Annotated in this window: 10 protein-coding genes; 5 read left to right on the forward strand and 5 right to left on the reverse strand. The window is 60.7% G+C overall.

What is annotated here, in order from left to right:
* Positions 1-138 precede the first annotated feature (138 nt).
* Together KJA79_RS13200 and KJA79_RS13205 are read right to left on the reverse strand one after the other, a co-directional pair.
* On the reverse strand, positions 139-579 hold the full coding sequence (locus KJA79_RS13200) for a bactofilin family protein (RefSeq protein WP_213042513.1): 441 nt from the start codon (positions 577-579) through the stop codon (positions 139-141).
* A gap of 86 nt (positions 580-665) precedes the next feature.
* Positions 666-2,963 carry a PBP1A family penicillin-binding protein gene (locus KJA79_RS13205; protein WP_213042514.1) on the reverse strand — a complete coding sequence of 766 codons (2,298 nt, stop codon included), beginning with the start codon at positions 2,961-2,963 and terminating at the stop codon, positions 666-668.
* A gap of 375 nt (positions 2,964-3,338) precedes the next feature.
* Here KJA79_RS13205 and KJA79_RS13210 point away from each other — a divergent pair, with 375 nt between their 5' ends.
* Both KJA79_RS13210 and KJA79_RS13215 read left to right on the forward strand, forming a co-directional pair.
* On the forward strand, positions 3,339-4,847 hold the full coding sequence (locus KJA79_RS13210; RefSeq protein WP_246507645.1) for an OmpP1/FadL family transporter: 1,509 nt from the start codon (positions 3,339-3,341) through the stop codon (positions 4,845-4,847).
* Between the two features lie 116 nt (positions 4,848-4,963).
* On the forward strand, positions 4,964-7,324 hold the full coding sequence (locus KJA79_RS13215; protein ID WP_213042515.1) for a hybrid sensor histidine kinase/response regulator: 2,361 nt from the start codon (positions 4,964-4,966) through the stop codon (positions 7,322-7,324).
* Between the two features lie 42 nt (positions 7,325-7,366).
* On the opposite strand, the gene KJA79_RS13220 is transcribed toward KJA79_RS13215, so the two are convergent.
* Together KJA79_RS13220 and KJA79_RS13225 are read right to left on the reverse strand one after the other, a co-directional pair.
* A complete protein-coding gene (locus KJA79_RS13220; RefSeq protein ID WP_213042516.1) occupies positions 7,367-8,833 on the reverse strand; it encodes a high affinity choline transporter 1 in 1,467 nt (488 codons plus the stop codon).
* Between the two features lie 184 nt (positions 8,834-9,017).
* Positions 9,018-9,293 carry a hypothetical protein gene (locus KJA79_RS13225; RefSeq protein ID WP_213042517.1) on the reverse strand — a complete coding sequence of 92 codons (276 nt, stop codon included), beginning with the start codon at positions 9,291-9,293 and terminating at the stop codon, positions 9,018-9,020.
* A 208-nt stretch (positions 9,294-9,501) separates the two neighbouring features.
* On the opposite strand from KJA79_RS13225, the gene KJA79_RS13230 reads away from it, so the two are divergent.
* Entirely contained in the window at positions 9,502-9,720 is a 219-nt protein-coding gene (locus tag KJA79_RS13230; protein ID WP_213042518.1) for a hypothetical protein, read from the forward strand.
* A gap of 26 nt (positions 9,721-9,746) precedes the next feature.
* On the opposite strand, the gene KJA79_RS13235 is transcribed toward KJA79_RS13230, so the two are convergent.
* The gene (locus KJA79_RS13235; RefSeq protein WP_213042519.1) at positions 9,747-10,697 is read right to left on the reverse strand and encodes an NmrA/HSCARG family protein; all 951 of its coding nucleotides are present in this window, start codon (positions 10,695-10,697) and stop codon (positions 9,747-9,749) included.
* Between the two features lie 163 nt (positions 10,698-10,860).
* Here KJA79_RS13235 and KJA79_RS13240 point away from each other — a divergent pair, with 163 nt between their 5' ends.
* Complete coding sequence (locus KJA79_RS13240) at positions 10,861-11,367, forward strand: hypothetical protein (protein WP_213042520.1); 507 nt, start codon at positions 10,861-10,863, stop codon at positions 11,365-11,367.
* A gap of 229 nt (positions 11,368-11,596) precedes the next feature.
* The gene (locus KJA79_RS13245) at positions 11,597-12,541 is read left to right on the forward strand and encodes a glutathione S-transferase family protein (RefSeq protein WP_213042521.1); all 945 of its coding nucleotides are present in this window, start codon (positions 11,597-11,599) and stop codon (positions 12,539-12,541) included.
* Positions 12,542-12,555 lie beyond the last annotated feature (14 nt).

Raw genomic sequence — 12,555 nt, forward strand, 5'->3', positions numbered from 1 at the left:
ACAGAACCCGCTCAGGATGTCACGCGCGGGTCTTCCGACCGTCGTGCCTGAGCGGGTGTACGCAGGAGAAGGAGGAGGAAAACGGAAGGCTTGGGAAAGCGCCGAGGCATAGGCCCAGCGCGCCCGAACGCACGCGCGTCAGGCGTTGTCGCCCACTGCGGCAACAGCCTTGGGACGTTGCGAGGCAATATCACGGACATTGGGGGGGAGTTTCTGCGCATCCTCGCCCCAAGACGACACGCCCATGTCCGACGTGCCTTGAAATTTTGCGCCATCTTCCATCGAAAAGGCCGGCGTATGCACCTCGCCGATGAGGAGACCGGTCTTTAGCAGCTGCAACCGTTCCGTAGCGCGGACCGTGGCCTTGATCTTCCCGCTGCTGATCACGATCCCGGCGGTGATGGTGCCCTGCACCACCCCGTCTTCCCCGATCACGACGGTGCCGGCGGTCTGCAGGTCGCCCTCCAACCGACCGTCGATGCGCACGGTGCCCTCCACATGAATTTCCCCTCTGAGCAAGACGCCCTTGGCCAACAGGGTGATATTGTCGCTTTCCACAAAGCCGGACTTCTTCATCATCACGAGCTCCTTGTCGCAGGCGGTGGCCGATGAACCTGTGAACCATCCCAACATGGAGCGAGCCTACACCAGCTTCGCGGTCACACCTAGAAAAAACCAAAACCGCGTTTCACCCGTTCCCAGAATCCGCTGCCATGCACTTCGCAGTAAACCGACGGCTCCGTGCCCTCGATAAACACCTCCGCCACCCGCTGCGGACATTTCGAGGTGGCAAGTTGCGCAGACTGGGGATCGATCTCGCGCGTCACCACCGCCGGCGGCTGGGCGAAATCACGCGGAGTCGCCGGCATGATCCGACGCATGAATTCCACCCACATCGGCAGGGCGGCTTGCGCTCCGGTCAAATGCAAGGTCTCCTCGTCATCGAAGCCCACCCACACCCCCACCACCAGCTCCGGCGTATAGCCGATGAACCAGGCATCGCGATACCCGTCCGTCGTCCCCGTCTTGCCCGCCACGACCCCGCGCAGCCCCATCGCTTTGGCTTTCGCCGCGGTTCCCCGTTCGACCACTCCTTTCAAGAGCGACGTCATCACGTAGGCTCCCTGGGGCGACACCGCCTGACGCCGAACCGGCGTATGGTGCCAGGCCGGATCCCCTTCCGGAGTCATCACCGCCTGCACAGCCGTCGGGGCCACCATCAAGCCCCCATGTGCCAAGGCTCCGTAGGCCGAGGTGAGTTCCAACAACGAGACGCCGGAGGTCCCCAGCGCGATGGACAGATTGTCGGCCAAGGGACTCCGGATTCCCAGACTCTCAGCGAGATGGAGAATACGTTTGGTCCCGACCGCCTGCGCGATCTTGACCGCCGGGATGTTGAGAGATTGTTCCAATGCCGCTCGTAGCGAAACCGTCCCGTGGAATTTGTGATCATAGTTTTGCGGCGCCCAGACGCCGTTTCCAGAGTCGAGGGTAACCGGTTCGTCCACAATCACCGTCGCGGCGGTCATCGGTTGCCCACCGGCCAGTTCACGGCGAGCCTCCAAGGCGGCGAGATAGACCAGCGGCTTGAACAATGAACCCGGTTGACGCTTCGCCTGCACGGCCCGATTGAACTGGCTCAGGCGATAATCACGGCTTCCTACCATGGCCAGAATCCCGCCGGTGGCGGGATCAATCGCCACTAGTGCCCCCTGCACGGGTGTGGGATGGTGTTTCAGCGCCGGATACGCCGTTTCGAGCGTGATCAACTCGCGCGCCAACGTCTGCGCGGCCAACTGCTGCAACAGGGGATCAAGGGTCGTGTACGCCCGGACGCCGTCGGGAAGCGGCGTGCCGGTGGCCTCCTCCACCTGCCGAAGCAGATAATCGACGAAGAAGGGCGCATCGGCCAACGTATCCTGCGGCGGCATCACCCGAACCGGTGCGTTGACGGCTTGCGCCCGGGCCTCCTCGTCGATCATGCCCAATTCATGCAATCGCCCCAGGACGACATCGCGGCGTTGTTTGGCCAGGGCGGGGTTTCTCAACGGCGAATAGGTATTCGGCCCCTTGATCATGCCCACCAGCAACGCGGCCTCCTCCAGACTCAACGCCTCCATGCGTTTCCCGAAATACCGGTGAGACGCCTCCCCGACCCCATAGATGGAGACCGAGCCGACTTGCCCGAGATAAATCTCATTGGCATAACTTTCGAGAATCGCCTGTTTGCGATACTTCGCCTCCAAGACCAAGGCCGCAATGGACTCCTTCAGCTTTCTTCCGAACGTCCGTTGCGGGGAATAGAACAGGTTTTTCGCCAGCTGCTGGGTGATCGTACTCCCGCCCTGAATGACGGTTCCGCGTGTGAGATTCGTCCAGATCGCACGCACCACGGCAACCGGATCGATGCCCGGATGGTTGAAGAAGCGTCGATCTTCGATCGCCAAGAGAATGTCCAGGAATCGTGGCGACAGATCGTCATACGACACCCATTCCCGTACCTGTCGGGAAGCACCGCGCAATCCGCTGATGAGTTGCGGTTCCACATAGGCGGGAAACAACTCATCACCGCTCTGAATCGAGAGCACCCGTGCCACACGCCCCTGATCGAGCACCAAGCGGGCCGGAACGGGGCGCAAATGCAAATCGGGAAACTCGTGCAGGTAAATGTCGATGTCGGTCGGCGTCACACGGTACTCCCCCGGCGAGCGAACCGTCGTGTCGACCTGGTGGTACCCGAGACGGTTGAGGCGTTCGAGCAGATGTGAGGCGGCAACGTCCAGATCAGGTTTCAGCAGAAACGGCGCGCCGTAAATGAGACGAGGCGGATGCTCATCGCCCGTCGGCAGGGCGAGGCTGGTGGAAAGGTAGAGGCCATAGGTCAGGGCGCTCCCTGCGACAAGGAGCACGATGCCCGCCAGGATCAGAAGTCCTCGTACGAACCAACGCACGACGCCCGTCACCACCACATCCCCATGGACCGAGCATACGCGATCCGCCGGACGAAATCACATCCGGAGACATCGTGCGAATCATGGCCGGACAGGGCGCCAGGCTTGACAAAGCACCCGCCGTGCTCTTAGATGGGCGCCACAGGGCCGGTTGCCTACGACCTTGTACCTAGCAGGTCGTTGACACACTACGTAAGAACGTGGCGTCCATAGCTGTTCGGCTTCTCACGGACACACCCAGCATCATTCGCAGGCTGTTCAAAAATGCCGTGCAGCAAGGCCGCAACAAGCGAAGAGGCGATGCGTACTCGCTACGGTACGTGGAGCCTCTGCGCGCCGTGAGAACGCCGGCGGCGGCGTTTTTCAACAGCCTGCCAGACTTATCACATGAGGAAAGACCCGGTGAAGACCAGACTCTCCCCTATTAAGGACGCCATCTCTGTGTCACCGACGATCGACCTGTGTGCGGCGAAATTGCCGCGGCCAGGCAACTGCCGCCGCACACCTGCAAGCACATGCCGCCGTCTCGGCACCGGACTGATGATTCTCGCCTGCGGCGTCGTCGTGGCCGGCCTCACCGCGTTTCCGGCATCTGTTTCGGCAGGCAGTTTCCGCATTTACGATCACAGCGCCTCCGCCACCGGTCAGGCGTCCGCGTTCACGGCCCAAGCCGACGATGCCTCCGCGGGATATTACAATCCAGCCGGCATGACGCAACTCCGCGGCGTGCAATTGTCTGCCGGCACCACCCTCATCGCCGGCGGCTTCTCATTCCAGAATGCTGCAGGCACGCAAGCCAATGGGGATCTTCGTGGCAGTGTGGCCGTTCCGCCGCCGTCGAATATTTACATCACCGCGAACCTCAAGGATCTCGGCATCGGCTCATCAGACAGTACCGCGGTCGGCTTGGCCGTCTTCAGCCCGTTCGGCACCCTGACGCGTTGGTCGGACAGCAGCCCCTTTTCCACCGCCACCACCAAGGCCGCCTTCGAACTCATCGACATTCGCCCCTCCATCGCCTTCCGGCCGATACCGGATCTGGCCATCGGCCTCGGCGCCGACATCTACACGTTTTCGGGAGCCTTTGGTGAAGGACAGGTGGAGCGCCAGTTTCGCTGGCCCGGGGGACTCGGCATTCCTGCCGGGACCGGCATGGAGCTGAACGGACGGGATACGGCGGCCGGCTTTAATGCCAGCCTGCTGTACACCCCATTGCGCAACGAAGACGGACGCCCGCTCGTGAACATCGGCCTCATCTATCGCAGCCAAGCGACCCTGCACCTGGACGGTCAATTGCTGGCTGGCGGCACCCGTGTGGCGGACGCCCGCACGACGTTTGTCGTCCCTCAAGTACTCACAGCCGGTATCGCACTCTGGCCTGTCCGCGACAAAGAGCGGGAATGGAAACTGGAATTGGATGTGGACTATACGGGTTGGAAATCGGTCCGCAACTTAGACGCCCACTTGTCGAACGGCCTGACCGTCGCCACGCCGGCCAACTGGAACAGCGGATACACGGTGATGATCGGCACGGAGCACAAGTGGCTGAATCCCGCGCCGCTGCCCGATTGGGACGTCGCCTTGCGCGCCGGGTACTGGCATTCCCAGAAAGCGATTCCCGACCAGACCTTCAACCCTGCCATCCCCGACGGCGACAACCATGCCGTATCCACCGGTATCGGCTTCATGTGTCGGGAGCATGGCCGGTTTCTTGGAGTCATTCCTTGCGGCGGATCAGACAAGGCCCTCAGCCCCAAGGGGCTTGGCGTCGACCTCGCGTACCAGGCGATCTTGTATGAACATAGAACAGTCGCCGGCAACGTCAATCCGACCGTCAACGGCACCTACCGCACGACCTTACATGTCGGCTCCATCAACCTCCGGGTGAATTTTTGATGCCCCGCCGTTCCTTGATCGTGCTAGAGTACCGTCACTCACGATGCGCAGCGTTCTTCTAACCGTCTCTCCGGTTGCTTGTGCGCAGTGACGCTGTTTTCGAGCGAGGCCATTCCATGGATCGCCCGTCTCAGGCCGACCCTACGACGAACCTCCACGCCCAACAAGTGCACGTGCTCTATCGCAACATGCCGACCGGTGTGTTGGCGAGCGCCGCCAATGCGGCGATTCTTGCCGCGGTGGAGTGGTCGGTCGTTCCCCATACGCCGCTGGTGGCGTGGGTCCTCGTCCTGTGCGTCATCGCCGCCGCGCGGGCCGTCCTGATCTTTCAGTATCGCCGTGCCGTTCCCTCCCACTGGAGCAGCACAGACTGGCACCGCTGGATGCTGGTCGGTACCACCGCGGCCGGCGTCGCCTGGGGGAGCAGTGTCTATTTTCTGGCCCAGGAAATTCCCCTGCCCTATGAGCTCGTCCATCTCTTTGTGTTGGGCGGGATGACGGCGGGCGCGATCTCCGTGCTTTCGGTCTCTCTGCCCCTGTTCCTCTGTTATGCCGTACCGGTGACAGTACCTGCCCTCGGGCACCTCCTGTTCAGCGGGCACGAATTCCACGGGATCATGGGAGTCATGGGTGGCCTGTTTCTCATCGCCACCGTCCACTCGGCGTGGAATTTCAATCGGGTGCTGCTCTCCTCCATGCGGCTGCAGTTGGAAAAGCTCCGCCTGATCCGGTCACTGACCACACGCACGGAAGCGGTGGAACGGCTCAATCAGGAAATCACCAAAGAGATTCACGAACGCCGTGTGATTGAAGAGCATCTGCGCACCGCTCAGAGCGACTTGGAACAGCGCATCGCCGAACGCACGGCCGATCTGGCACAGGCCAATGCCAGACTGCAGCAGGAGGTGCGTGAGCATCGCCTCACAGAGGGCGCGCGGCTCTCGAGTGAAAAACGCTTCAACTATCTCACCGACAACCTCAACCAGGGAGTCTGGTTCGCGCGTGCCCAACCGCCTCAAGTTCTCTACGTGAATCCGGCGTTTGAACGGATCTGGGGACTGCCGGCCGCGCGGTTCTACGACAATCCCAAACTCTGGCGGGATTGTGTCCATCCGGATGATCAGCGGATGGTGACGGAAGTCTATGATGCCGAGTTGACGAATCCGAGCGGGCGGGATGTGCAGCTGCTGTATCGCATCGTTCGCCCGGACGGCAAAATCCGATGGATCCACGACCGGATGGTCATCCACCGTTCCGAAACGGGTGACGTCGACAGCCTGAGCGGGATCACAGAGGACATTACCGAGGCCCGCGAACTGGAAGACCAGCTGAGGCAGGCCCAAAAAATGGAAGCGGTGGGACGATTGGCCGGCGGCGTGGCGCACGATTTCAACAACGTCATGACCGTCATCCTCGGGTACAGCGCGGTGCTGCTTCAGGAGCTCAGTCACAACTCTTCAGCCCGTTACTTCGTCCAGGAAATTCAACGCGCCGGCGAACGCTGCGCGGCCCTCACCGGGCAACTCCTGGCCTTCAGCCGCAAACAGATGCTTCACCCGGTGTCATTGGATCTACACCGAGTCATTCGAGACCTCATGGCACTGCTCAAGAGCCTCATCGGAGAACATGTCACGATCGTGTTGCAGCTCGATCCCACGCCGCGGTGGGTCAAGGCCGATGCCGTGCAGCTTGAACAGGTGCTGCTCAACCTGGCCGTGAATGCCCGCGATGCCATGCCGCACGGCGGCACATTGACCATCGACACGTCCCAGGTATTTCCTCAAGAGGTATGGGGTCCCAACCACGAAGCACGCACCACCCGAACCTATGTGCGGCTGCGCGTCCACGACACGGGAACCGGCATTGATGCGGCCACGAAGGCAAAGATCTTTGAGCCGTTTTTTACCACCAAGCCGCCTGGTCGAGGCACAGGACTCGGCCTCTCGACCGTCTACGGCATCGTGCATCAAAGCGGCGGGACGATTTCGGTGGAGAGCACCGTGGGGCACGGGACGACCATGACGGTCTTTCTCCCGGAGGTCATGCCTCCGCATATCGCACTTCCGGCCAACGCCCCCGCACCCGACCACAAGACGGCAACGGAAATCATCCTCCTTGTGGAAGATGAACCCTCGGTCCGGTTGCTGACGCAGCATATTCTTCGCACCCACGGGTATACGGTGCATGAAGCGGAAGACGGCTTCCAGGCCTTGGATCTGATTCGCCGCACCTCGCTCCACGTGGATTTATTGATCACCGATCTGGTCATGCCCGGCATGAACGGCAAGGAGTTGGCGATGCGTCTCCGCAGTCACTTCGCCGACCTCAAGGTCCTCTACATGTCAGGGTATAGCGACAATCCGCCGGTCACGGGAGACGAGTCGCAGGGACAGACGACTTTTTTGCAAAAGCCGTTCTCGCCTGAAGACCTGATCCGGCTGGTACGCGAAATCCTGCAGCCGGTCTCTCCCGCCTAGCCCGCATGAGTCATTGCCCTTGCTGCAATGCCCCATTGTTCATCACTCCTCCGCAGGGCGCGTGAGCGAAGGCTGGTTCACCGATCCGGCCAGGGCGGCAGAATGCGGAATCCATTGCGGCAACAGAGACCCGACCGCCATGCCCGCTGCCGAAACCAACAGGCCGACGAGTTGTGGAGGCCAGACGTGATCCGGCGTGATTGAGGTTTCCAGCAACCACCAGGTTCCCAGACCGGCCACTATACCTAGAAGCGCCCCCTGAGTGGTCGCACCCGGCCAATAGAGCCCTGCCAGCAGCGGCACAAACGCCGCGACTAATGTCACTTTGTACGCGCTCTCCACCATTTTAAAAATACTGGCTTCAGAATTGAGCGCAAACAGCAAGACGACACCGGCAAACCCGACCAGCACCGAGCGCATCACCAGCAACAAGCCGCGATCGCTGATCGTCGGCATGCAACTTTTCACGATATTCTCACTGAAGGCCACCGACGGCGCGAGCAAGGTCGCCGACGAGCAACTCATAATTGCGGACAGCAGCGCGCCGAAAAATACAATCTGCGCAACCATCGGGGTATGTTGCACGATGAGGGTCGGCAAAATGAGCTGCGAGTCCCGCGCCAACAATCCTGCAACCTGTGACGGGTCGACGAGCGTGGCCGAATAGGCCAGAAACATCGGCACGAACGCAAAGAAAAAGTAGAGGGTACCGCCCAGCACGGAACCCCGCACCGCCGTTCGTTCATCCCGCGCCGAGGTGATGCGCTGAAACACGTCCTGCTGCGGAATGGACCCGAACATCATCGTGACCCACGCCCCCAGAAACGGAATCCACAGGTCCAGATTGGCCGGAGGGAAGAACTCGAGCTTCCCTGCCGCCGCCGCATGAGCGACCACCGTCCCCACTCCTCCGGCCAGGCCACTGATCACGGACCCGATGTACAACATGCCGCCCATGATGATCGTGATCTGGACAAAATCAAGAATCGCCACCGAAAACATGCCCCCGAACGTGGTGTAGGTCAGCACGATCAGCGCGCCCAACACCATGCCGGCCTGCTGACTCATGGCGCCGTCCGTCACGACGTTGAACACGAGGCCGAGGGCTTTGATCTGGGCTGATACCCAGCCGAGATAGGACGCCACGATGCAGAGGGTGCACAGCATCTCGACCGCCCGGTTGTACCGCAACCGGTAAAAGTCCCCGATGGTGAGCAGATTCAGCCGATAGAGACGACGCGCGAAGAACAGGCCGGCCAGAATCAAACACAGGCTTGAGCCGAACGGATCGGCCACCACGGCTCGCAGTCCATCCTTGACGAAGGTGGCGGAAATGCCCAGCACCGTTTCGGCCCCGAACCAGGTGGCAAAGACGGTGGCCGTCACCACAGGAAGCGGGAGACAGCGCCCGGCAACGGCAAAATCTTTGGTGTTGTGGACGCGGGTTGCCGCATAAAGCCCAACCCCGACCGAACAGGCAAGATACAGAATCACGAAGGATAGAAGCATGCGGCTATCGACGCATCGGTGAGATCACCCCCGGCGGCTGGTAACATGGGAGGCGATTGTAGCGGCGACCGTTAGTCTGCGCAATGCCGTGGGGCCTGAATCAATGGGGGGGAACCTTTGCACCGGCGGTTTGCGCAGGAACCGGAGTCCCGCGCAAGCCCCTTCGTTCTCTGCGTAAAACGAGTTACTCCATCTTGGCTTTCAGTTCCTGAACCTTGCCCTTGGCTTTCTCCATGGCCGCCTTCCCCTTCCCTTTAGCGCGCTCCACTTCCGCCTGTACCCTATTGCCCTTGGCCTCCTCCACCACGGCTTTCGCCTCACCCTTCAGTGCTTCGACCTTGGCCTTGGTGTCTCCCTTCAGTTCCTCCATCTTGGCGTTCACTTCACCGGCCCAACCGGGCGAACAGAGACCGACCATCGCGAGCAACAACGCCGAGACAAGCAGAGGTGACTGTTTCATGGGCATTCTCCTTCTCCGACATGAGGGGGGATAAGACACCCAGGACTTGCGTCGAACAGTCTGCGACAAGGGACCGTTCACGGCAATCGCTGAAACAAATTGCGAAATCGTATGGATCACATCAGTCACGAACCGGAGCCCAACAGATACCAATGACGAAAAACGATCATTTCGTTGACTCAGCAGCGGGCTGTGTTACGACTAGGACATGCGTTACTCACTCTATTTCGCTTGGGTCGTGGCCGTCCTGTCGATCTGTATCTTGACGACACTCGCTTCGTTTCCGACACTCGGTAACGGGGAACGTCCGCAAGAACCGAGGATCGTGGCAGGAGCGGAGAAACTGCGGACGATCAAGATTCACCGGCTACGGTGCAATCCGTTTGCGTCCTCGTGCCACGCCTCCAAGCCAAAGCCGCAGCATTAAACTTCAGCCTCCCCGTCCCTTGCCCCTTAGGCCAAGGGGATACGTGTGGCATTCGTTTCCAACCATTGGGCAAAGGTCTGCAAGCCGGGATTGAGCACGCGGGCGATGGCCGGCTCACGAGCCGCGCAAAACACCGCGTTAAAATCGCGTTTGAACTGAAACATGTTCCCGAGATCGTCGGCTCCGGGAAATCCAAAGGTTCGATAGACCTCCGGCGGCACGGCCTGGTACCGCACCTCTCGCCCGAGCGCCTTGGTCAGAGCGGACGCCATGTGCACGCCGGTCAGATGCTCTCCGGCGATGCCGACCGTCTTCCCGAGATAGGCCTCCCGCTTCTTCAAGATCCCCAACGCGCACTTCCCGATGTCCTCCGCCGCGATACCCGGCAGCCTGGCCTCCCCCATCGGCAGCGTAAAGTCCAATATGCCGTCCGGACCCGGCTTCGGCCCCATCCCGAAGTGGATAAGATTGTCCCAGTAGAAAGAGGTCAGCAGAAACGTGGTCGGCACTCCGAGTTGCTTGAACACCTGATCCGCCTCACCTTTCGCATCAAAATGCGGCACCTTGTACTTCCCCAGCAGCGTCGGCATCCGGTTATCGGAAAGCGGTACCCATCGCCGCGTATCTTCCAGGGTCGACCAGATGACATGCTGCACTCCGGCCGCTTGAGCAGCCTTGGCCATCGCTTCCGCCTCGGCAAACTCCCGTTCCGGTGACATATGCGCCCAAAAGAACGTGACGCAAAATACCCCGGCCGCTCCCGCAAAGGCCCGTTTTAGACTCTCGACGTCCTGCACATCAGCAGCCACCACCTCCGCGCCAAGCCCCGCCAACTCCCTGGCCTTGTCCGAATTCACATCCCTGGTCAACGCGCGCACCGTGAGACCGCTGGCGGGATCTGCGAGAATAGCCCGCACGAGTCCTCCCCCCTGCATGCCGGTCGCCCCGACCACGGCAATTACCTGCTTCTGTCCCATATTCCCTTCTCCTTTTGTCTCTCTTGTCTCTGTCACCGCACAAATTCTACGCCACCTCTGTCAACCAACAAGACCCTGATTCGTTTCCCTCACTACGAGCCGGATCTGGCCTTCACTGATAGAGCCATGTTACGCTGTCAATAGCTCGCCAGGGAGGAGCCGTATGGTACGTCGTCTGACTCACCGATTGGAATCCCTTCGGCATCACCTTACCCCGATCGTCATGGGATTGAGCGCTGTGCTTGTCGCCCTTCCCGTATACGCGGCAGACAGCGCAGGCCCCTGGGAATGCTCGAACTATACCGGTGATGCGCATACCCGATGTTTGCAGGCGTTCATCGAGATCCAGCGCGACAAGATCTCGAAACTGGAGGCGGAAGTCCGGGTCCAGCAGAACACCGTCGGCCAGTTGAAGGAGCAGGCCGACCGACAGGACGCCATGACTGCCGACCTGCAGCGACAAATGGCGCAACAATCCTCTACGCCTTCCACATACACCTACGTGTCCCCCGGTCTCGCACCCGGCTTGCTGTATGGATACCCGTCCGTGGGCTTCGGCCTTTATCTCGGACGTCCGTGGATCTACGGCTCACCATTCTACGCTCGCCCCTATGCCTGGGGGCCACGTTTCTATCGGCCCTACTATGGAAGGTGGCACCGACACTGGTAAACGCCACCCACAGCCCTTCTGCCTCCGCTCCCATCACCTGCGGAACGCGCTAGGCTTGTCCCCTTCCTATTCCTCCGTGCACCTACATGGTCAACCCCACGATGGTGTTCTGCCGTCGGTCGATCACTGCTGACCGGGCTGTGATACAAACCCGAATCACCGGACCACTCAGCGATTGACGATCCCGCTCCATTGCGACTAAGGTGTGCCGCTCAAGGAGCACCACATCATGACCGGACAGGCACAATTTCCGAATGAGCAGACCGAGGGAGGCGAATTTAAACGCCAAGAGGACGCCTTCCGCCAATGGGTGACCAAGGATGGGCGATCGGGATTCCTCGCCGCAGCCGGACGCTACCATCTCTATGTCTCCCTGGCCTGTCCCTGGGCGCATCGCACGATCATTGTCCGCACACTCAAACAGTTGGAGTCGGTCGTCGGCATGACCGTGGTAGACCCCCTTCGCGACGAGCAAGGCTGGGCCCTTCGCGACGGAGCAGGCCGTTCGATCGATCCGATCAATGGATTTCACTTCCTGCGCGAGGCCTATCGCCTGACCGACCCCGATTACCGGAGGCGCGTCACCGTTCCAGTCTTGTGGGATACCGTCACGAAGCGAATCGTGAGCAATTCTGACGACGATCTCATGCGCATGCTCAATGGGGAGTTCAACCGCTTCACCGCGAGTACGCTGGATCTCTATCCGCCAGCCCTCCGCCCGGAAATCGACGAGATGAACACGTTCCTCTATGAGCGGGTGAACAACGGCGTGTACCGGGCGGGATTCGCGACGTCTCAACGCGTCTACGAGCAGGCGGCTCGATCACTCTTTGCCGCGCTGGATCAATTGGAGACGAGACTCAGCCAACACCGCTACCTCTTCGGCGGACAATGTGTCGAATCCGATTGGCGACTCTTCGTCACGCTGATCCGGTTCGACGCCGTCTACCATGGCCATTTCAAATGCAATCTCCGGCGCATCATCGACTACCCGAATCTTTCCGGCTATCTCAGGGACCTCTATCAGGTACCCGGTATCGCGGACACCGTGAACTTCGACCATATCAAGCGGCACTACTACATGACGCACGACGACATCAACCCCACCCGCATCGTGCCCATCGGTCCGCAACTGGATCTGCTCAGCCCACACGGAAGGGACACACTTTCCTGAGCCACACCGGCCGG

The sequence above is a fragment of the Nitrospira defluvii genome (assembly GCF_905220995.1).
Taxonomy (GTDB): Bacteria; Nitrospirota; Nitrospiria; order Nitrospirales; family Nitrospiraceae; genus Nitrospira_A; species Nitrospira_A defluvii_C.

What these genes read in the sequence shown, in the direction of transcription:
- KJA79_RS13200 (WP_213042513.1), bottom strand. Translation starts at nt 579, where the DNA reads ATGATGAAGAAGTCCGGCTTTGTGGAAAGCGACAATATCACCCTGTTG.
- KJA79_RS13210 (WP_246507645.1), top strand. Translation starts at nt 3,339, where the DNA reads ATGAGGAAAGACCCGGTGAAGACCAGACTCTCCCCTATTAAGGACGCC.
- KJA79_RS13215 (WP_213042515.1), top strand. Translation starts at nt 4,964, where the DNA reads ATGGATCGCCCGTCTCAGGCCGACCCTACGACGAACCTCCACGCCCAA.
- KJA79_RS13220 (WP_213042516.1), bottom strand. Translation starts at nt 8,833, where the DNA reads ATGCTTCTATCCTTCGTGATTCTGTATCTTGCCTGTTCGGTCGGGGTT.
- KJA79_RS13225 (WP_213042517.1), bottom strand. Translation starts at nt 9,293, where the DNA reads ATGAAACAGTCACCTCTGCTTGTCTCGGCGTTGTTGCTCGCGATGGTC.
- KJA79_RS13230 (WP_213042518.1), top strand. Translation starts at nt 9,502, where the DNA reads ATGCGTTACTCACTCTATTTCGCTTGGGTCGTGGCCGTCCTGTCGATC.
- KJA79_RS13235 (WP_213042519.1), bottom strand. Translation starts at nt 10,697, where the DNA reads ATGGGACAGAAGCAGGTAATTGCCGTGGTCGGGGCGACCGGCATGCAG.
- KJA79_RS13240 (WP_213042520.1), top strand. Translation starts at nt 10,861, where the DNA reads ATGGTACGTCGTCTGACTCACCGATTGGAATCCCTTCGGCATCACCTT.
- KJA79_RS13245 (WP_213042521.1), top strand. Translation starts at nt 11,597, where the DNA reads ATGACCGGACAGGCACAATTTCCGAATGAGCAGACCGAGGGAGGCGAA.